We start from the raw sequence: 19,109 nt of genomic DNA on the forward strand, positions 1-19,109 counted from the left end.
CGACAACCATGAAGACCCTTCCTGCCCCCGCTCCCGTTTCCGGCGTCAGTCGCCGCGGTTTCATCAAGGCCACGGGCGCCGCTTACGCCGGCCTCAGCCTGGGCCTCATGTTGCCCAGTCGCAGCCTCGCCGCCGAGGAATCCAACCCCGCGTTCCCTGCTCCCGCCGACGGCGACTTTGCCCCCAACTTCCACCTGCGCATCGCCCCCGATGGCACGGTGACCATCGTGTCGCAAAACCCGGAATGCGGCCAGGGCATCAAAACCGCTCTCCCCATGCTCATCGCCGAGGAACTCGAGGTGGCTTGGAACTCAGTCCACATCGTGCAGGCCGGGTTTGATGAACGCTATCAGCGCCAAGTCGCCGGCGGTTCCGGCGCGACGCCCGCCCATTTTATGGAGTTTCGCCAACTCGGCGCCACGGCCCGGGCCATGCTCATCTCCGCCGCCGCTCAAACCTGGGGTGTGGCGGCCGCGGAATGCCACGCCGCGGACAACGCCGTGCATCACCAGGCCAGCGGTCGTTCTCTCGGCTACGGTGACTTGGTGACCGTGGCCTCCACCTTGGAGGTGCCAGCCGCCGAGGCCGCGCCGTTGAAGGACCCGAAGGATTTTAAAATTCTCGGCACGCGTGTGCCCGGCGTCGACAACCCCGCCCTCTTCACCGGCAAACCGCTTTTCGGTATCGACCAAACCCTGCCAGGCCTTGTGCACGCCACTTACGTCAAGTGCCCGTCCTTTGGCGGCAAGGTGAAGTCGGCCAACCTCGACTACGTGAAACGCCAGCCGGGCGTAACCGACGCGTTCATCCTTGAGGGCAACGACAAGATCGACGAGTTCCCCGCCGGCGTCGCCATCCTCGGCGTCGACACCTGGTCGGTCTTCAAGGCCGCCAGCCGCGCGCTCATGGTCGAATGGGACATCCCCGCCGACGTCGCCGCGCAAAGCACCGACGGTTTTTACGCCAAGGCCGCCGAAGTCTCCGCCGGCGAACCGCAGTCCACCCTGCGCCACGACGGCGATGTGGACGAGGCCCTGCAAAACGCCGCCACCTCGCTCGATGCGTATTACACTTATCCCTACGCCTCGCACGCCAACCTCGAGCCCCAGAACTGCACCGCGGTGGTGACCGCCGATCACGCCGAGGTTTGGGCACCGACCCAATTGCCGGGTTGGGGCCGCGGCCTCATTTCCGGCAACCTCGGAGTGCCCGAAGAGAAGGTTGTCATTCACATGACCCGCATCGGCGGCGGCTTCGGTCGCCGCCTCATCAGCGACTACATGCTCCAATGCGCCGCCATCGCGCAAAAAGCCGGTGTGCCGGTCAAGATGACCTGGAGCCGCGAAGAGGACATGCAGCACGACCATTACCGCGCGGCTGGCTGGCACCGCTTCAAAGGCGGCCTCGATGCCGACGGCAAACTTGTCGCCTGGCAGGACCACTTCGTCACCCTCGGAGTCAACAGCGACTCCGAAACCGGCCGCGGCGCCAACATCAACGGCTCCGAGTTCCCCGGCCTCTTCGTGCCCAACTTCAAGATGGGTCAGACGATCCTCAACAGCGGCGTCCCGCTGGGCTGGTGGCGCGCCCCCGGGTCCTGCGCCATCGCCTTCGCGACGCAAAGCTTCCTCGACGAACTCGCCCACGCTTCCGGCACCGATCCGGTGGACTTCAAACTCAAGCTGCTCGGCGACGAGGAGCGCAAAAACAAACCCGAAGACCAACGCGGTTACCACGGCGGCCGCATGTCCGGGGTCGTAAAAGTCGCGGCCGAAAAAATCGGTTGGGGACAGTCCCTGCCGAAGGGCGAAGGCATTGGCGTGGCCTTCCACTACAGCCACCTGGGTTACGTCGCCATCGGCGCCAAGGTCACGGTTTCCCCGCAGGGTTCGCTCAAGGTCGACAAGCTCGTCGCCGCCGTCGACTGCGGCGAGACGATCATGAACCTCAGCGGCGCGGAGAACCAGGTCGAGGGCTCCATGGTCGACGGGCTGTCCACCGCGCTCGGACTCAAAATCACCGTCGCCAACGGCGCCGTGCAACAGAGCAACTTCCACGACTACCCGCTGCTGCGCCTGCCCGACACGCCGCCCGTGGTGGAAACCCACTTCGTGCAGACGCCGTTCCCCACCACCGGTCTCGGCGAACCGGCCCTGCCGCCGCTCGCTCCCGCCGTGGGCAACGCCATCTTCGCCGCCACCGGCAAGCGCGTGCGCAGCATGCCCTTCAACGAAGCCGACCTGAGCTGGAGCTGATCCCGCGTCTCCGCTGCGTGGATACGATCATTCGCAACCGCCACGGCGAACGGCTCGACACGACCTTTCACCCCGGCGCCGCCGACTCCCGGCAGCTCGTGGTGATCGGCCACGGCGTTACCGGCCACAAGGACCGGCCCTTTCTCGTCGCCCTGGCCGACGGTCTCGCTGCCGCCGGCATTCCGGCGCTGCGCTTGTCGTGGTCGGGCAATGGCGATTCCGAAGGCCAGTTTGCCGAATCCAACATCACCAAGGAGGTCGAGGATCTCGGCGCCGTGCTCGATGCGGCGACCGCCGCCGGTTACTCCGTGGCTTACGCCGGTCACAGCATGGGCGGCGCGGTTGGCGTGCGGCGCGCCGCGCGGGACCAGCGCATTCGCCTGCTCATTTCGCTGGCGGCCATCGTGCGCGCGCGGGAATTCGCCGAACACGCCTTCGGCCACCTCACCCCCGGTGAAGGGCTGATGTTCGACAAACCCGGACTGGTATTGCCGCAGGCCTACATGGACGATTTACGGGCCATCGATACGGTCATCGCCGACGTTTCGAAGGTGACCGTGCCTTGGCTCCTGGTGCACGGCACAAATGACGATCTCGTGCCGCTTTATCACAGTCACGACGCCATGTCGCACGCCGGCCCCAACGCCCGCCTCGTCGAGCTGCCCGGCGCCAACCACATCTTCGAGCCGGACCTTACCGACACGATGGTGCGAACCGTAGTCGATTGGTGCGCGCAGCAGTTTTCGACAGCGCTGTAGCCGGGGTCACCAACGCCCTTGGATTGAACGCACGCCCCACCGGGGTCACCGCCCCCGGCTGCAGCAGCAACATCTCTCGGCGCCTCACGCCGTCAAGTGCGCGAAGACCTCCCGATAGAAATCCGGGTGGCTGCCCCAAGTCTGCCCACTGACGATCTTCCCATCGCGCACGCACTCCTGGTTGATCCAGTTTCCGCCGCAGGCCTCGACCTCGAAGCGGACGTTTTCGTAGCACGTGAGCTGCCGGTCCCGCCCCAAACCCGCCGCCAACAGAATCTGAATCCCATGGCAGATCGAAAGCACCCATTTGTCCTGCGCGTGGAAGTCCCGCACGATTTCAATCAGCTTCGCATTGTGCCGCAGAAACTCCGGGGCCCGCCCTCCAATCAGTAGAATCGCGGCGTAATCCTCGACCTTGACCTCATCAAAGGTGATTTCGCTGTCGATCAGGTAGCCGGGTTTCTCGATGTAGGTGTTCCAACCGGGATAAAAATCGTGAATCACGCCGTTGAGCTTTTTCCGCTCGGTCGCCGCGATGACCGGCTGGAAGCCCGCTTCTACAAAGCGGTGTTGGGCGTAAAGGATTTCGAACGACTCGCCGGCGTCGTCGGTGACAATCAGGATTTTTTGGGGCATGGCCCACGCAAACCAGGTTTAGCGGCTTGTCCAATCGCAACCCCGGCCCGTGTCACGATAATCTGTGATCGATCAGCATTGCGCTCGCCCGATCCCACTTCGGACAATTTGCGCCGCACAAAGACCAAGATGGAGCTATCACAAAACCTAGTTCTCCGTGATAAAGTCCCGGCCTCGCCAACGTGAGATTGCTTAATCCGCGCCCTTGTCCATTCTGTTGCAATTCTATGCAATTTTAATGCAACCCCGCATGTCCCCTGCATTCCGTTTTTAATCCTGCCCCAAATCCATGAATCCTGAACAAGCCCTCACCCGCCGTAGCTTTCTGCAAAAATCCACCTTGGCCACCGCGGCCACGGCTGCCTTCCCCGCCATCATGCGGGGCCAAAACGGCGGCGCATCCCCCAACGGCAAACTGAACCTGGCCATCGTCGGTGCCGGCGGCCGCGGCCGCAATGCGATCGAGGCCTTGGTCAATGAGACCTTTGTGGCGTTCTGCGATGTCGACGAGGAGCGCGCCGCCCAAACCTATCAGGAATACCCAGATGTGCCCCGCTTCCGCGATTACCGCGAAATGTTCGCACAACTCGGTGACAAGATTGATGGCGTCGTCATTTCCACGCCGGACCACATGCACTTTCCGATCGCCATGACCGCGATCGCCCACGGCAAACACATCTACGTGGAGAAACCACTCACCCATACGGTTGAGGAAGCACGCCTCCTCACCGAAGCCGCCCGCAAGGCCGGCGTGATCACCCAAATGGGCAATCAGGGACACAGCAACGAGGGCACCCGTCTCCTCAAGGAATGGATTCAGGCCGGAGTGCTCGGCGAAGTGCGCGAGGTCCACAGCTGGACCAACCGTCCGATCTGGCCGCAAGGGCTGCCGTGGCCCGACCACAGCAAGGCCATCCCGGTGGTGCCCTCCACCTTGGATTGGAACCTCTGGCTCGGCGTCGCCCCGGAGCGCGCCTACGATCCAACCTACGTGCCTTTTGCGTGGCGCGGCTGGTGGGACTTCGGCTGCGGCGCCTTCGGCGATATGGCCTGCCATATCATGGACGCAGCATACTGGGGGCTCGAACTCACCGCCCCGACCGCCGTGGAAGCCTTCTCGGCCAAGAACACCGAACACGCCTGCCCCGTCAGCTCCGTCGTCAAATTCGACTTCGCCGCCCGCGGCTCGATGCCGGGCGTGAAGTGGACCTGGTATGACGGCGGTCTCACGCCTACGCTGCCGGCCGACTTTGAAGAAGGTCGCCAGTTGCCGCGAGACGGCAGCGGCAGTTTCATCATCGGTTCCGAAGCGAGCGTGATGACCACGACTTACAACAGCTCCATCCGTATCTTCCCGGAATCCAAAATGCGCAGCCTGGCTCCCAACCTCCCGCCGAAAACCTTGCCGCGGGTGCCGACCAGTAATCACCACGAAGCCTGGGCCATGGCCATCCGCGACGGTTATCAGCCAGCCTCGAATTTCGACTACGCCGGTCCCTTCTCGGAAACCGTGCTCCTCGGCAACGTTGCCGTCCGCGCGAACCGCCGACTCGAATGGGATGCCGCCAACATGAAGATTCCCAACCTGCCCTCAGCCGAAAAATACCTCCGCAAGCAATACCGCCCGGGCTTCTTCTAAACCGCCACCGCGCACCTCGATTTCACCATGTCCAACCCCGACCAAAACCTCGCCTCCACCTTCGGCTTCTGGGTGCTCCGCCTCTGGCTGGGCGTGCGCGCCCTCTTTACCGGACTCGAAAAATATGCCGGTTCCGTCACGGAACAGCAGCCGCTGCTCGACGAGTTTGGCGAGCCCGACATCAACGGCGCCATGGTCGAGGTCACCCACAAGGTGTATGGACTCGACCACTACCACGGCATCCCGCCGGCGTTGGCCGACAAGTTTGCCGCCGAACCGCTGCTCCCCGGCTGGGCTCTGGGCATTTACGATACGGTGCTCGGGCCGGTATTGATCGCCATGGGCGTAACGCTGCTGCTCGGCATTGCCCCGCGGATTTCGCTGCTCGTCCATGGACTGGTCTACGTGAGCCTCACCGTCGGCCTCATCCTCATCCGTCAGGACGGCGGCGTTGCCTGGCTCGGCATTCATGTCGCGCTGGTCGCCCTCGCCTTGCGCCTCGTCCAACACGACCGACTCGCCATCCTGCCCAAATGGTAGGACGAATCCGCCTCAAACGTTGCTCAGCGGCTTTAGTGCGCCGCGGCTTGATTCTCCCGGCCCCCTGAATCCTCTGCCCTAGCGAAACCATCCTCCGACCGTTTTCCGCCATCATGACTGAAACCCCTTCCCCTCTCGCTCCTTCCCCCTGGTCCCGCCGCGGTTTCCTCAAGACCGGCCTCGCCGCCGGCGGTATGGTGCTCGCCGCGCCCGCGGTCCTGCGTGCGCAAGCTGGCAACAACAGCCTCAATGTCGCCTTGGTCGGCATGGGCTCACAAGGTCGCGTGCTGCTCGACTCGCTGCTCAACATACCGGGCCTGCAGTTCAAGGCGGTGTGTGACATCTGGGACCTTTCCCAGCGCTACGGCGTCAACCGCTTGAAGAAGGCCGGTTTCGACCCCAACGGCTACACCGATATCGAAGACATGCTGGCCAAGGAGAAGGACCTCGACGCGGTGGTCATTGCCACCCCCGACTTCTGGCACGCCCCGCACACCAACATGTGCCTCAAGGCCGGACTTCACGTCTATTGCGAGAAGATGATGTCCAACACGGTCGAGGGCGCCCGCTCCATGGTCCAGACCATGCGCGAAACCGGTAAACTCTGCCAAATCGGCCACCAGCGCCGCAGCAACCCGCGCTACCTGCACGCCCTGAACAACATCATCAACAAGGCGCACATCCCCGGCCGTATCACCAACATCAACGGTCAGTGGAACCGCGCTGTGTCCGACGATCTCGGCTGGCCGAAGCGCTACGAGATCCCGGCCGACACGCTCCAGCGCTACGGCTTCAAGGACATGCACCAGTTCCGCAATTGGCGCTGGTTCAAGGATCTCTCCGGCGGCCCCATCTCCGATCTGGGTGCCCACCAGATCGACGTCTTCAACTGGTTCCTCGGCACCGGCCCCAAGAGCGTCATGGCCTCCGGTGGCTCCGACTATTACCCGACCCGCGAATGGTATGACAACGTCATGGCCATCTTTGAATACGACACCGCCCAGGGCCCGGTGCGCGCCTTCTACCAGGTGCTCACCACCACCAGCGCTGGCGGCGGCTACTTCGAACAGTTCATGGGTGACGAAGGTTCGGTGAAGATCTCCGAAAACCCGACCCTCACCAAGGTCTACCGGGAAGACCGCGCCCCCGAGTGGGATAAGTGGATTGATCTCAATTACCTCCGCCGCAGCGAAGGCGCGCCCGATCCCAAAAAAGCCGAGACCGTCGATGTGCGCGAAACCGCCCCGCTGGTGGCCTACGAGCTGCCGGTCGTCTTGGACAAACCCCTGCACCAGCCCCACCTGGAGAACTTCTTTGCCGCCGTTCGCGGCGAGGGCACGCTCAATTGCGATGCTGCCCACGCCTTCGAAAGCGAAGCCCCCATCTTCATGGTCAACCCGGCAGTCGCCGCCCGTAAGACCATCGACCTCAAGCCCGAAGACTTCCGCGCCTGAGCCCCGCCAACGTAGTTTACTGCCCACGGAACACACGGAATACTCGGAACCTATTTCGCCCCGAAACTTGCCGCTTTCCGTGCATTCCGTGTGTTCCGTGGGCCCGCCTCCCCTTTCATGAACAAATCCGCCGCCCTCCTCCTTTCCCTGACCGCCCTTGCTTCGTGGTCGCTCGCCGAGACGAAGCTCGAGCTCGAATTTCCGCCGCCGAAGGTCACCTCCACCCCGGCGCCGATCAAGCTGCCGCACCTCGAGGCCCCCAACACCCCGGCTCCAGACATCATGGTGCCGGACGACGTGACCAACCTCGCCGCCGGTAAACCCGTCACCTCCTCCGACTCCTGGCCCATCATCGGTGAACTGGATATGGTCACCGACGGCGACAAGGAGTCCGAGGACGGCTACTACGTCGAACTCGGTGAGATGCAGCAATGGGTGCAGATCGACCTCGAGCAGGAGGCCGAGATTTATGGCATCGCCGTCTGGCACTACCACGCCCAGCCCCGCTCCTACCTAGATGTGATCATCCAGGTCAGCGATGACCCCGAGTTCGTCAACGGCGTCACGACCCTCTTCAACAACGACCACGACGATTCCTCTGGCATGGGTCGCGGCAAGGATCCGGCGTATCTGGAAAAGAACTACGGCCGCCTCATCCCCGGCAACAAGGTCCACGCCCGCTACGTGCGCCTCTATTCCAACGGCAACACCTCCGACGGCCTCAACCACTACATTGAAGTCGAGGTCTTCGGCCGCCCGGTCGAATAAGCCGCCGCCACCTCATTCCAGCACTTCTGCGGGTCGGTCTGCTGCCGGCCCGTTTTGCTGCCCGGGGTTCCGTCTTGTCGGTCCGGCCTTGCCCTGAAACCTTTGCTGCCATGGCGAGCCGCCCCGCTCCTGCTTCCGTCCCAAACCTCGCGTGGATCATGCTGGCCGTGCTGGCGCTCCTCGCCGGCGGACTTTGGCGCAGCAGCCATCTCGCCAATCGGCCACTCCATGCCGACGAAGCCGTGCAGGCCTGGCTGACGTGGAACCTCCTCCACGGCGAGGGCTACCGTTACGACCCGCTCGATCGTCACGGTCCGCTCATCTACTTTGGCGCCGCCGGCTTTCACACCCTTCGCGGGCGTTCCGCCGATGAGTTCAACGATGTCAGCGCCCGCAGCTTCACGCTGTTGGCGGGACTCGGCACCCTCGCTCTCATCGGCTTCGCCCCGCGCTTGCTGGGAGGCCCGGGCAGCGTGGGACCGTTCGCCGTGCTCCTGCTCAGCACCGAAACCCTGAGCACGCTCTACCAAACCTACTTCGTCCAGGAGGCATGGTTGGCCGGTTTGGTCTGGGCCTTTGTGTTCCTCCTGCGAGCCCCCCCCTCGACCCGGCGCACGCTGCTCCTGGGTTTGGTCGCGGGTCTAGCCCAAACCGCCAAGGAAATCGCGCCGTTTTACCTGCTGCTGGCCTGGGCCGCGGTGCGCTACGGGGAATCCCGTCCGGCACCCACGACCTTCGTTCCTCGTCGCCTGGCGTGGTTCGGCGCCGCTTGGCTGCTGCCGGTCCTACTCTTCTACTCGAGCTTCGGCGCCCACCCCCAAGGGATCATCGACGCGCTGCGCACCTACCCCCTGCAATTCCAACGCATCGCCGGCGACGCCCACCACTACCCGTGGTGGCGCACCTTGGAGACCCTCGGATTGCTCAGCGCCAAACCCGTGCTTTGGGCCCAGCTTGGCTTTCTCGCTTTGGCCCTCATCGGCACCGGTCTCGCGTGCCGCCGGTCGGCGCCATCCGGACTGCGATCGACCGCTTTGTTCACCTTTGGGCTGCTACTGCTGCACAGTCTCATTCCCTACAAGACGCCGTGGCTGCTGCTGACTCCCACCATTGGCTTCGCGCTGCTGGGCGGCTACGCGCTCTCTCACTTGGCCACTCGCGGCAAACTCGCCACCGGGGCTGCGCTTATCCTCGCTGCGGCCACCATTGCGCACTCCGCGCATGTCGGCCGCCTGGCGCTCGACCGCTATCCGGGCGATCCGCGCAATCCCTACTTTTACGAACAAGCGCCCCGCGCCTTCCAACGCTTACCTGAACGCATTGAGCAACTCCGTGCCAACCTCAACCGACCACTTACCATCGCGGTGGTGAGCGACGAGCACGCCTGGCCGCTGCCGTGGTATCTGCGCCGACAGCCGCAAGTCGGCTACATCGACGATATCCCACCCACCAACCTTGCCGACTGGGACGTCGTGGTGTGGGACAGCCAGCATGGTGAACTCCCGCCCGAACTCGGCCCGCCGCGCATGGTCGAGTTTGTGGGGCTCCGACCCAACGTCGTGCTGACGATCTCAATCGCTCCCGCTGTATGGGAAGCCACCTTCCCGCCGCTGCCATGAACCCGGCTCCACTGGTTCAATTGGTCGAACTCGACGGTCTGGAACGCTTCGAACACGAAGCCATGGCGACGCAGTTCACCCTCTACCTTGCGCCGCCCGCCAACGGCACGGCCCGCCAGGTGGCGACCGAGGCCTTCGCCTTGCTCGACCGCGTGGAGGAGCAACTCAGTTTCTACCGCGAAGGCAGCGACGTCACCCGCATCAACCGTGCCCCATCCGGCGACACCCTGCGCATCGACGAGCTCACCCACCATTGCCTGCTCACCGCCATCGAGGTCGCCGCCGCCAGCGCAGGCGCCTTTGATCCCTTCGCCGGCGGCGCGGCGCTCCGCGCCAAGGATCAGAAGACACCGTCGCATTTGCGCGATCTCGAGCCGCCGTCGCCTGACGACATCCGGCCCGTGCTTTCGCTCGATCCTGAGCAACCGCTGGTCACCAAACTCGACGGCTGCCGCTGGCTCGATCTCGGCGCCGTCGGCAAGGGCGCCGCCCTCGATGCGATGGCGCGACTGCTCACCGACTGGGATATCTCCACCGCCGTGCTGGTCGGCGGCGGCTCCAGCGTGCTGGTGATCGGGCCGCCCCTTGCCGCCGATCGTTCGAAATGGACGCTGCGCCTGCCGCAACTGCCCGGCCAGCCGGAGCTGTCGCTCGCCGCGCCCTTCGCCCTGGGCGCCTCCGGCAGCGGCTTTCAACCCGGCCATGTCATCGCGCCCACCGGATTCCAGCGACGCCAACAATCCCTCGTGCTCGCCCCCGACGCCGCCCTCGCCGACGCGCTCTCCACTGCCGCGCTGCTCATGGCGGACGACGCACTCACCACCCTGTTCAACCAGGCCCCCGACTGCGCCGTGCTGGCGACCCGCACCGACGCCCCCCTGCTCCGCACCGGCGTATTCAATTCCTGGCGACGACCGCCGCCGGCCGCAACCCTGGTCATTCCCTGCTGGCGCGAGCAGGACCGGCTGCCGCCGTTTCTCGCCCAGCTCGGCGCGGCCCTCGACGACGCCGCGCTACCCGTTGAAGTGCTGATCGTGGACGACGGTTCACCCGTCGCCGACGCCGCCGCCACCCGTCGTGCCGTGGCCGAATTGCACGAACGCCATCCCCAAATCCAGCCCATGCTGGATAATGAACGCCACCGCGGCAAAGGCGGTGCGGTTTACCACGGTTGGCGCCACGCCGCGGCTTCGGCCCAATGGCTCGGCTTTGTTGACGCCGATGGCGCGGTGCCCGCGACGGAAGTCATCCGAGGACTGAAGCAGGTGCTCGCTGCGCCCGCGGCGGCGCAGCCCAGCCTGATCGCCGCCAGTCGCTACCACCAGGACCACTCGCGCCCCGTCCGCCGCGGATTCTGGCGGCAACGCACCGGCGGCTGGTTCGCCCGCTGGGCCAAGGTTCAACTGCGGATCGGCGCGGACGATTCCCAATGTGGCTTCAAGATCGTGCCCGCCGCCTGGTGGCGCGCCCGCGAACCCTGGGCAGTCGACGGCTACGACTTCGACCTCGAGCTCCTGATCGCCGCCCGCGACGACAGCCTGCCCATCACCAACCTGCCCATCGCTTGGCGGGAAGTGCCAGGCTCAAACGTCCGGCTGTCCGACGGTTTGGAATTGGTCCGGGTCGTAAAACGGCTGCGCGAGCAGAGTCCGGCCTGAGGAGCGACGTTGTGGCTATTCGGACTCCAGGGCCACGTAAGCCGGTCACGATGAAAACGAGGCCTTTCCAACGCACCGGGCTCACCGAGCCCGGCCACAGTTCGCTCCGTTGCAACCGGGGTCGGTGACCCGGTCGCGCGTTCTCGTCACCGTTCATGGCGACGGCCATCCATCCGAGAGCTGCAACAAGGTGGACGCGGACGTCCTCGACCGCGGCTTTCAACTGCCTCTCGGCTGATCCACCGCAACCGGCGGCTGCCGGCGACACCGCCCTACCTGGGCGAGGTTTCACCGAGGCCGGCTGCGGCTCGAAAATCGTCCTCTGTCTACCGCCAGACTTCCTTGCCGAAGTCCCAACCGGAGCGCGCGGGTTCGCGGATCATCTCACCGAGGTCGTCGTGATTCACGATTTCCATGGTCGCGGCGTCGTATTCGATGTCGCGACCGGTGCGCTGCGCGAGGACACCGACATGCGCCATCTCGGTGAGCGCCGCGGCGTAATCGAAGTTCGAACCGGGCATCGGTCCTTCACCCTTGATGGCACGAATCCACTCCTGAAAGGGCCCCCCGGCGACGCGCGGTATGACCTTGGCGGGCGGGCTCTGGCGGAAGTCATTCCAAAGCTCATCGTTGATGAGCCGCGGACTGTTTGGCCGCGCGTCGGTCATGAGCGTATGTTTGTCGCCGATCATCACCATACCGCGACGGGGCAACTCTTTGTCGGCCGGCCATTCCGGAATCTTGCTCGCATCGGGTTTCTCGCCGCCGTCATACCAATGGAGTTTGACCGGCGGCTTTTCGCCCCGGGCCGGAAAATGAAACACGAGATGGGATGAGCGCGGGCAGAAGGTGGCGTGAACCGTATCCATTTTTTCGATCGTAACCTTATCCGGCATGCCGAGGTCGAGCGCCCAGAACGGCGCATCCAGCGTGTGGCAAGCCCAGTCCCCCAGTTCGCCGCAGCCGAAGTCCCACCAACCGCGCCAGATGAGCGGATGATACTCACTCGAAAACGCGCGCGGTGTGACCGGCCCGAGCCAGAGGTCGTATTTCAGCGCCGTGGGCACCGGGTCGCTCGCGGGCGGAAACGATTCCGGCATGTGAAAATACCGACCCTCAAAATCAGGTCCGTCGAACCACGCGTGCACCTCGCGCACATGACCAATGGTGTCGGCGTCATACCACTCTTTGACCAAACGAATCCCCTCGGTCGTGTGCCCCTGATTGCCCATCTGGGTGATCACGTCGTAGTAGTGCGCGGCCTTCTGCAGGGTGCGGGCCTGCCAGATGTTGTGCGTCAGGGGCTTCTGCACGAAGACCGGCTTGCCCATCGACATGGCGAGGTAGGCGGCGGCGAAGTGATGGTGGTCGGGCGTGGAAATGACGACGCCATCAATCTGGTGCTCCAGTCGCTCGAGCATGTCCCGGTAGTCGTGAAAAGTGCGCGCGTCCGGGTAGGCCGCGTAGGTGCGCGCCGCGCGGTCGTCATCGACGTCACAGAAGGCCACGTAGTTTTCTCCGCGGCAGCCGTCGAGGGCCTGATTGACCACCCCGCCCGCACCGATGAAGGCAAGGTTCAATCGAGTTGTCGCAGCCGGTCCGGACCGCCCGATGGCGAAGCGGGGCAACAGGGACGCGGCGGTGAGGGTGGCGCCGGCTTTCAGGAAGGACCGACGGGAGGGGCTAAGAACAGAGGGGCTTTTCACAGCGGCGGATCCTGAGCCGCCGCGGCAGCGTCTCCAACGTCGGATTGCCAATCCGCCCACGGAGTTGGCTTTACAGTAACTCGCCCTGAGTTTCGGTCGGCCCGAGTTTCGCGGCGTCGAGGAAGGCCTCGTAACGCTTCACCCAATCCTCGAGTTTTTTGAGGTAGTATTTGTGATCGTAGGGAGCGTGCAACGGGTCAAACGCCGCCAGGGGATTCGCCCGTTGCCAATCACTCGTCTGCCCTTTCTGCCGCGGCAGAATGTAATAGCTCACGCGGTCCCCCATGCGCGGTCGCGGTTCCATCCGCAGTGCGACTTCGGCCGAGGCGCGACGCGGTTTGCCACCGCCGGCGATGAAGCGTTCGTAGGCGTCCGGGTTCTGACTCAAGATCTCGGTCTTGGCCATGTCCGTCACCGGCACTTTGCCGGCGGCGATGGCCTCCCGATAGTGCACCACCAACTCCGCCGGCGACTCGCCGCCCACGCCAAGCAGGTGCGAAATGAGGCTGTCGCTCAGCCGTTTCAAGAACGGCTCAATCCCCCGCGAGCGCAGCGCACTGCCCTTGAGCGTGATGCGCTCACCGTCGTAGAGCGCATAGTTCTTGGCCTTGTAGCAGAACATCGCGGCGTAGCGTCCGTCGTATTCGAGCTCGATGCCCGCCGGCAGGATGGCCGACGCTTTGGCGAGCAGGTGCTCCGGCTCGTTGAAATGCTCTGGCGACGACAGGTAGATGCCGTCGGTGTCTGCCTCGAGAATGGTCGCGCCCTGGCGTTGCAGTTCCGCGATGAGCGCCTGCAACAACTCGCGGCCGCGACGGGTGACCTCCGCGGCCAACTCACCGTCGCCAAAGCGCGCGCCCGAGAAACCGAGGTAGCCGTAGAACGAGTTGATCAGGATCTTGAAACTCGCTTGGCGGGCGGCGGCTTCGGCGCGCTCATCGGGATCGGTCCCGTCCCGCGCAAGCTTCTTGTAGCGCAGGCGGTATTCGCGCAGTTGCTGGAGCAGCGGAATGAAAACGCCCAGCGAGTCGTTGGTCGGGTTGCGCCCAATGTGGAGCAACAGACTCGGATACAGCGACGCGACGTCGAAGTGCAGCACGTCGCGAAACACGCCTTCCTGAAAACTGCGGGTGTAACCGCCCTCGAAGGGATGCACTTCCGGCGGCACCGGCGTCGCGCGCCCGGCGTGAAAATACGCCTCCAGGAACAACAAATCGATCTTCCCGGTCGTGCCCCGCAGCGTCGCCTCCTGCAGCGTGATCGGAAAGGTTTTCACCTGCTCGAAGTAGGTCGGCAGCAGCAGGTCGGCGATGCCCTTGGTCTCCCGCAGATCGTCGGCCAAATAGGCCAGAAACGCATCGCGATCCTGATGGTAGGCATCGTGGATCATATTGCCCGCCAAATAGGTGCGCCCTTCACCGTCCGCCGGCGTGATGCCGAAATGGATCGCAACGTCCTTCAGCCCAAAGGCCGTCAACTCCCGCGTCGTGATGTCGTAGAGCTGCACCAAAAGAAACGTATCGACGACCGTGCGACCGGGCAGATCGCAGCGCGGGAAATCGATCCAGCGCTCGGCGACTTTCAGTCGGCTGCTGCGAAAAACGGCGCGTTGTCCAAAGCGTCCCCAAACGCAGGGCACCTTCAGGCGTTTCGCCCGCCGCCGCAGATAGTCGAGGTCGAACTTGAAGAGGTTGTGCCCTTCGATCGTGTCGGGGTCTTCCTCCGCCAACACGGCGTTGAGTTGCTGCAACAAATGCTTCTCCGCCGCGTCGCTCGTCTCGGCCAGGACCAGCGTGCGATCGCGGTCGCCGAAGCGCAGACCGATCGCCAGCACGCGATCATCCGGTTTGTCCGGATCACTGAAGTCGCCGTCCGACGAAGCCGTCTCGATATCGAGCTGGCAGCGGCGCAACTGGCCGAAGCTCACTTCGCCAAACAAACGCGATCGCGTGCGCAGCAGGTGCTGACTCTCCAGCGGCTTGACCGTGTCGCAGCCCAGCTCGCCTTTCGCTGATTTCAGGAAAGTGTCGTAGGCCTCGCGATTCGTCGCTTCCGCCAGCCAACGAAACACGCCCTCGCCTTCGAGCGCTCTGACCGTGACGCCCTCCGGCACCTGGTCCGCCGTAGGCTTGGCATTCAGCCAAGCAAAGGGCTCAAGCGGAACCGAACTCTCCACGCGACCGCCGTCTGCATCGGCATGCGACAAGTGGACCGTGCCAACACGGTCGACCCAAATGCCGCAGAGCGCACCTGCGGTCGGCGTGTTCATGGCTGCTTAGAACGGCCGTTGGTAGACCATCACCAGCGCCACAAAAACGAGCGCGAGGATAATGCCCATGAACAGGCCGGCCTGCCCGCGTTTGCGATAGCCAATGCCCGCGAGCGCGGCGAGGCCGAGCCAGCAGACGAGCTTCACGATCGCCCACCCCGGGAATCCATAGCTCAACTTGTGCAGGAGACCGACGCCGCTCACGAGCATGAGCAGGCTGGCGATGCCGGTGAAGATCATGACCTTCTTGCGGGAGTCCGGCGAACCGGCGAACCCGTAAAACGTGCCTCCAGTGAGGACAATGAGCGAGAGGAGGTGGAGGACGTGGTAGAAGGCGGGTGACATGAGCTGGATTGGAAAAAGAAAATACACCCCGCGCTGTGCCGTGTGCCAAAAGGCTCAAGACCTTTTTAGGTTAAGGTGGGCACCTTCCGCGGCGGCCTCTGCCTTCCGATTTACGGCCCGGCATCAACCACCACGTTACGGTTCCCGAAGTATCTCAAAGGCGAAGAGCTGTGTAGAAGCACCTCGAACACGGCAGGGTGTCGGACGAACGTAGAACCCGCCCTGCCCGCGTCAAATGCTTTGGGTGTATTACTGCTGCAAGCCGTTGGCGCCTGGCTTCGCAGCACGCGGACGCAATCCGCCGCGAGCGCTCCACGCTAACAAGGCCGCCGTGCCCAGTAACGCACATGTTGCCGAATGCATCGCCGCCCCGAGCCCCAGCAAAACCGCCGCCGCCAATGCAACCAGGTGGTCGATGCCGCGGCGCGCGCCCGAGCGGTGTTGCGCGATGGTCGCCAACAGCCAGGCCAGCCCGCCCGCCGCGAGCGACGCCCACCAGAACCGCTCCGCCAGGACTGCCCGACCTTCACCCGCCATGAGCCAGCTCATGAGCACGCCGAGCAACTGATTGAAGGCAGCGAAACCCGCGATCAAGGCCAGCAACAGTTCCGGCGTGATCGGAAACTGCCCGTCGCCCGTGCGCACCCGATCCGCCACCGCGCAGCCGGCGCAGCAGTAGCGTTTTTCGTCCGCGACCACCCGCCGCACTTTAAACGGCAGGCCGCAATAGTCGCACTCGACGCGTTGCATGATAGGGGATGAGGCGCGGCCGGCGTCGTTCAGTCGACGTCGTCCTCGTCATCGGCGTCGCTCCCATCGCTCGGCTCCTCTGGTGAGAGATGCTCAATGATGAGCTCCTGCACGGTCGCAAGAAACAGGTAACACATGAAAGCCTTCCGCGGGCCTTCCTCCAATTCGTCGAGTTCGACGTCGCTGCTTTCCAGCAGGTCGTCGGGGATGTCGTCGAGGAAACGATCGCGCAGCCGCAGACGCACCGCGGCGCAGGCACGCAGGATGGAATCGGCGTTTTCCTCGTCGAAGTTGACCACGCCGTTGGCGAAAAAGTCGGAGTCAAAGAGCGCCAACAGGGTCGCGACATCGCCGTTTTGACCCGCCACCAACTCCGCCCGCCAGGTGTCGCGCAGTTCGAGGTCGACCTGCTCGATCGCCTGCGGTGCCGCGAGATCGTCGTCCAGCGAATCGGCGACGGTCTTGATCACGTCGAGCAGCGGCGCGACGACGCCCAGACTGAGCTTCACCTCAATCCGTTTCATTGCGCTCCAAGATCGCGGTCAAATGCCATTGCTGCAGCACAAAGGCGTAGTGTTCGGCCTGCTCGCGAAGTCCGCACCACACCACGGAGCGGCCATTCTCATGCACTTCCAGCATGTGCTTGCGCGCGGTGGGTTCGTTGAAACCGAAGACCTTGCGGAACACCATCACGACGTAACTCATGAGATTCACCGGATCGTTCAACACGACCACTTTCCACGGCCCCACCAACTGCGTCGCTTCGTCGGTTTCGACGAAGGGCGTGGGAGCGGTTTGGGCTTGGTCTACGGTCATGAAATGGTCGGCGCAGGCGGATGCGATTGGGCGATGGGCCGCACGTTAGCGGGCCCATCGAGCCGGTCAATCACCCGGCATGGGCCAGCGTGGAAGACGTTCTCAGCGGGCCTCTTGCTGCTCAACAAGGTTGGCAATATGGCTGGCGGCTTCCGCCACCGGAACCTGCGCGACGTCTTTCTCCTGACGCCACTTCACCTCGACGATGCCGTTCTTGAGGCCGCGCCCACCAATGACGACGCGCAGCGGAATGCCGATGAGATCGGCGTCCTTGAACTTCACGCCCGGGCGCTCTGCCCGGTCGTCGATGAGCACGTCGGCGCCGGCCAGCTCCGCCGCGACGCCAATGGCCTTGGCGAGCTCGGCGGCCTCTTCAAGCTGCGGGTCGAGGTTGCAGATGAGCACCTGGAACGGCGCGACCGCCCACGGCCAAACGATGCCATCACCGTCGTGGCTTTGCTCGATCACGGCCTGCAGGGTGCGGCTGATGCCGATGCCGTAGCAGCCCATGACCATCGGGTGGGTGCCCTTCTGGTCGTCCATGTAGGTCGCCTCGAAACACTCGGAATATTTCGTGCCGAGAATGAAGATGTGGCCGACCTCAATACCGCGGCGGCTCTTCAGCGGCTCGCCGCAAGTCGGGCATGGTTCGCCGGCCTTCACCGTGCGGAAGTCGCCCCAGCCCGTGACGGCCAGATCGCGCTCCACATTCACATTGCGCAGGTGGAAACCGTCCTCGTTGGCGCCGGTCGTGCCGTTGCCGATGAGCTTGATGGCGTGGTCGGCAAAGATGCCATCGAGCTTGTCGGCCGCGGCGATCGTGCCTTTGACCGCGCCCAGGCTCCCGGGCTTGGCGCCCATGATCGGCGCGATTTCCTCCGGCGTGGCGGGACGCACCAGCGTATAACCGAGCGCGCCGAGTTTGGCTTCCTCAAGCTCGTCGCTGCCGCGCAGGATCACCACAAAGGGTTTGTCGTCGCCGATGTAGACCAACGTTTTGAACTGTTGGTCCGCGGCGACGCCGTAGGGCTCCTTCGCCAGCGCCGCAATGGTCACCACGCCCGGCGTGGCGAACTTCTCCACGTCGCCCGCCGGAGCGGCGACCGTGAAGTCAGCCGGGACGAGGCCGCTGGTGGCCTTCTCGCGGTTGGCCGCGTAACCACTGGTCTCGCAGTAGATCACATCGTCGTCGCCGACCTCGGCCGGGACCATGAACTCATGCGAGAAGCTGCCGCCCATCACCCCGGTGTCGGCCTCGACCGCGATGGCCAGCACCCCGACGCGTTTGAAGAACGCCTCGTAGGCCGCTTTCATTTTGCCGTAGGCGACCTCGGCGCCGGCCGCATCGGTGTCGAAGGAATAAGAGTCCATCATCACAAACTCGCGCGCCCGCATGAGGCCGTAGCGCGGCCGGATCTCGTTCCGGAACTTGGTCGCGATTTGGTAAAAATTCTTCGGCAGATCGCGGTAGCTGCTGATTTCCGCCTTCACCAACGGCGTGATGACTTCCTCGTGCGTCGGCCCGAGCACAAACTCCGGATCCGCGGACGCCTTCTTGCCCGCGCCGGCATGGTCGGCCCGGAACATGATCTCGCGAGCGGCGTTCCAGCGCGGGCCGCTTTCCCAGTTTTCCGCCGGGTGCACGTGGGGCATCCACAGTTCGATCGCGCCGGACTGGTCCATCTCCTCGCGGCAGATCTGGGTGATTTTCTGCAAAGTGCGCAGTCCCAGCGGCATATAGGTGTAGAGGCCACCGCTCAATTTGCGCACCAACCCGGCGCGAACCAGCAGCTTGTGCGAGGCGATCTCGGCGTCGGCGGGGCTTTCCTTCAGCGTGGGGACAAAAAACTGGGACCAGTATTTCATAGAAAACGCCCAAAAGAGCACCGCCCCGTG

The 19,109-nt window shown here is 64.1% G+C and carries 16 protein-coding genes; 8 read left to right on the forward strand and 8 right to left on the reverse strand.

Going from position 1 to position 19,109, the window contains the following annotated elements; genetic code table 11:
* Window positions 1–8 precede the first annotated feature (8 nt).
* A complete protein-coding gene (locus AC0MRV_RS15755) occupies window positions 9–2,255 on the forward strand; it encodes a xanthine dehydrogenase family protein molybdopterin-binding subunit (RefSeq protein WP_472765456.1) in 2,247 nt (748 codons plus the stop codon).
* 17 nt (window positions 2,256–2,272) lie between these two features.
* Window positions 2,273–3,013 carry an alpha/beta hydrolase gene (locus AC0MRV_RS15760; RefSeq protein WP_472765457.1) on the forward strand — a complete coding sequence of 247 codons (741 nt, stop codon included), beginning with the start codon at window positions 2,273–2,275 and terminating at the stop codon, window positions 3,011–3,013.
* Window positions 3,014–3,097: 84 nt separating this feature from the next.
* Here the strand turns inward: AC0MRV_RS15760 and AC0MRV_RS15765 are convergent, their stop codons facing one another.
* Window positions 3,098–3,649 carry a DJ-1/PfpI family protein gene (locus tag AC0MRV_RS15765; protein WP_472765458.1) on the reverse strand — a complete coding sequence of 184 codons (552 nt, stop codon included), beginning with the start codon at window positions 3,647–3,649 and terminating at the stop codon, window positions 3,098–3,100.
* A gap of 289 nt (window positions 3,650–3,938) precedes the next feature.
* Here AC0MRV_RS15765 and AC0MRV_RS15770 point away from each other — a divergent pair, with 289 nt between their 5' ends.
* The 6 genes from AC0MRV_RS15770 to AC0MRV_RS15795 all read left to right on the forward strand — a co-directional run bounded on the left by AC0MRV_RS15770 (window position 3,939) and on the right by AC0MRV_RS15795 (window position 11,327).
* Window positions 3,939–5,288 carry a Gfo/Idh/MocA family protein gene (locus AC0MRV_RS15770; RefSeq protein WP_472765459.1) on the forward strand — a complete coding sequence of 450 codons (1,350 nt, stop codon included), beginning with the start codon at window positions 3,939–3,941 and terminating at the stop codon, window positions 5,286–5,288.
* A gap of 27 nt (window positions 5,289–5,315) precedes the next feature.
* Complete coding sequence (locus AC0MRV_RS15775; protein ID WP_472765460.1) at window positions 5,316–5,828, forward strand: hypothetical protein; 513 nt, start codon at window positions 5,316–5,318, stop codon at window positions 5,826–5,828.
* A gap of 113 nt (window positions 5,829–5,941) precedes the next feature.
* Window positions 5,942–7,282, forward strand: coding sequence for a Gfo/Idh/MocA family oxidoreductase (locus AC0MRV_RS15780; protein WP_472765461.1), 1,341 nt, complete (start codon window positions 5,942–5,944; stop codon window positions 7,280–7,282).
* 117 nt (window positions 7,283–7,399) lie between these two features.
* Complete coding sequence (locus AC0MRV_RS15785) at window positions 7,400–8,050, forward strand: galactose-binding domain-containing protein (protein ID WP_472765462.1); 651 nt, start codon at window positions 7,400–7,402, stop codon at window positions 8,048–8,050.
* A 110-nt stretch (window positions 8,051–8,160) separates the two neighbouring features.
* The gene (locus tag AC0MRV_RS15790) at window positions 8,161–9,669 is read left to right on the forward strand and encodes a hypothetical protein (protein WP_472765463.1); all 1,509 of its coding nucleotides are present in this window, start codon (window positions 8,161–8,163) and stop codon (window positions 9,667–9,669) included.
* Window positions 9,666–11,327, forward strand: coding sequence for an FAD:protein FMN transferase (locus AC0MRV_RS15795; RefSeq protein WP_472765464.1), 1,662 nt, complete (start codon window positions 9,666–9,668; stop codon window positions 11,325–11,327). The genes AC0MRV_RS15790 and AC0MRV_RS15795 overlap by 4 nt, the downstream gene beginning before the upstream one ends.
* A 326-nt stretch (window positions 11,328–11,653) precedes the next feature.
* Here the strand turns inward: AC0MRV_RS15795 and AC0MRV_RS15800 are convergent, their stop codons facing one another.
* From AC0MRV_RS15800 to AC0MRV_RS15830, 7 genes are all read right to left on the reverse strand, one after another.
* A complete protein-coding gene (locus tag AC0MRV_RS15800) occupies window positions 11,654–13,033 on the reverse strand; it encodes a Gfo/Idh/MocA family oxidoreductase (protein WP_472765465.1) in 1,380 nt (459 codons plus the stop codon).
* 70 nt (window positions 13,034–13,103) lie between these two features.
* Window positions 13,104–15,302, reverse strand: a complete 2,199-nt coding sequence (locus AC0MRV_RS15805; RefSeq protein ID WP_472765466.1) for a DNA polymerase domain-containing protein — start codon at window positions 15,300–15,302, stop codon at window positions 13,104–13,106.
* 6 nt (window positions 15,303–15,308) lie between these two features.
* Window positions 15,309–15,647, reverse strand: coding sequence for a hypothetical protein (locus AC0MRV_RS15810; protein WP_472765467.1), 339 nt, complete (start codon window positions 15,645–15,647; stop codon window positions 15,309–15,311).
* A gap of 249 nt (window positions 15,648–15,896) precedes the next feature.
* Entirely contained in the window at window positions 15,897–16,397 is a 501-nt protein-coding gene (locus AC0MRV_RS15815; RefSeq protein ID WP_472765468.1) for a hypothetical protein, read from the reverse strand.
* Between the two features lie 29 nt (window positions 16,398–16,426).
* Window positions 16,427–16,921 carry a DUF2017 family protein gene (locus AC0MRV_RS15820; protein WP_472765469.1) on the reverse strand — a complete coding sequence of 165 codons (495 nt, stop codon included), beginning with the start codon at window positions 16,919–16,921 and terminating at the stop codon, window positions 16,427–16,429.
* Window positions 16,908–17,213: an ATP-dependent Clp protease adaptor ClpS gene (locus AC0MRV_RS15825; RefSeq protein ID WP_472765470.1), complete on the reverse strand. Its 306-nt coding sequence runs from the start codon at window positions 17,211–17,213 to the stop codon at window positions 16,908–16,910. The genes AC0MRV_RS15820 and AC0MRV_RS15825 overlap by 14 nt, the downstream gene beginning before the upstream one ends.
* 102 nt (window positions 17,214–17,315) lie before the next feature.
* Window positions 17,316–19,079 (reverse strand): proline--tRNA ligase, encoded by a 1,764-nt coding sequence (locus AC0MRV_RS15830; protein ID WP_472765471.1) that lies wholly within the window; start codon window positions 19,077–19,079, stop codon window positions 17,316–17,318.
* Between the last annotated feature and the right edge of the window lie 30 nt (window positions 19,080–19,109).

Source organism: Actomonas spartinae (assembly GCF_051209155.1).
Lineage (GTDB): Bacteria > Verrucomicrobiota > Verrucomicrobiia > Opitutales > Opitutaceae > Actomonas.

Bases quoted from the DNA above. Each gene is read 5' to 3' on its own strand.
- AC0MRV_RS15755 (WP_472765456.1), top strand. From the start codon at position 9: ATGAAGACCCTTCCTGCCCCCGCTCCCGTTTCCGGCGTCAGTCGCCGC.
- AC0MRV_RS15765 (WP_472765458.1), bottom strand. From the start codon at position 3,649: ATGCCCCAAAAAATCCTGATTGTCACCGACGACGCCGGCGAGTCGTTC.
- AC0MRV_RS15770 (WP_472765459.1), top strand. From the start codon at position 3,939: ATGAATCCTGAACAAGCCCTCACCCGCCGTAGCTTTCTGCAAAAATCC.
- AC0MRV_RS15775 (WP_472765460.1), top strand. From the start codon at position 5,316: ATGTCCAACCCCGACCAAAACCTCGCCTCCACCTTCGGCTTCTGGGTG.
- AC0MRV_RS15780 (WP_472765461.1), top strand. From the start codon at position 5,942: ATGACTGAAACCCCTTCCCCTCTCGCTCCTTCCCCCTGGTCCCGCCGC.
- AC0MRV_RS15785 (WP_472765462.1), top strand. From the start codon at position 7,400: ATGAACAAATCCGCCGCCCTCCTCCTTTCCCTGACCGCCCTTGCTTCG.
- AC0MRV_RS15790 (WP_472765463.1), top strand. From the start codon at position 8,161: ATGGCGAGCCGCCCCGCTCCTGCTTCCGTCCCAAACCTCGCGTGGATC.
- AC0MRV_RS15795 (WP_472765464.1), top strand. From the start codon at position 9,666: ATGAACCCGGCTCCACTGGTTCAATTGGTCGAACTCGACGGTCTGGAA.
- AC0MRV_RS15805 (WP_472765466.1), bottom strand. From the start codon at position 15,302: ATGAACACGCCGACCGCAGGTGCGCTCTGCGGCATTTGGGTCGACCGT.
- AC0MRV_RS15810 (WP_472765467.1), bottom strand. From the start codon at position 15,647: ATGTCACCCGCCTTCTACCACGTCCTCCACCTCCTCTCGCTCATTGTC.
- AC0MRV_RS15815 (WP_472765468.1), bottom strand. From the start codon at position 16,397: ATGCAACGCGTCGAGTGCGACTATTGCGGCCTGCCGTTTAAAGTGCGG.
- AC0MRV_RS15820 (WP_472765469.1), bottom strand. From the start codon at position 16,921: ATGAAACGGATTGAGGTGAAGCTCAGTCTGGGCGTCGTCGCGCCGCTG.
- AC0MRV_RS15825 (WP_472765470.1), bottom strand. From the start codon at position 17,213: ATGACCGTAGACCAAGCCCAAACCGCTCCCACGCCCTTCGTCGAAACC.
- AC0MRV_RS15830 (WP_472765471.1), bottom strand. From the start codon at position 19,079: ATGAAATACTGGTCCCAGTTTTTTGTCCCCACGCTGAAGGAAAGCCCC.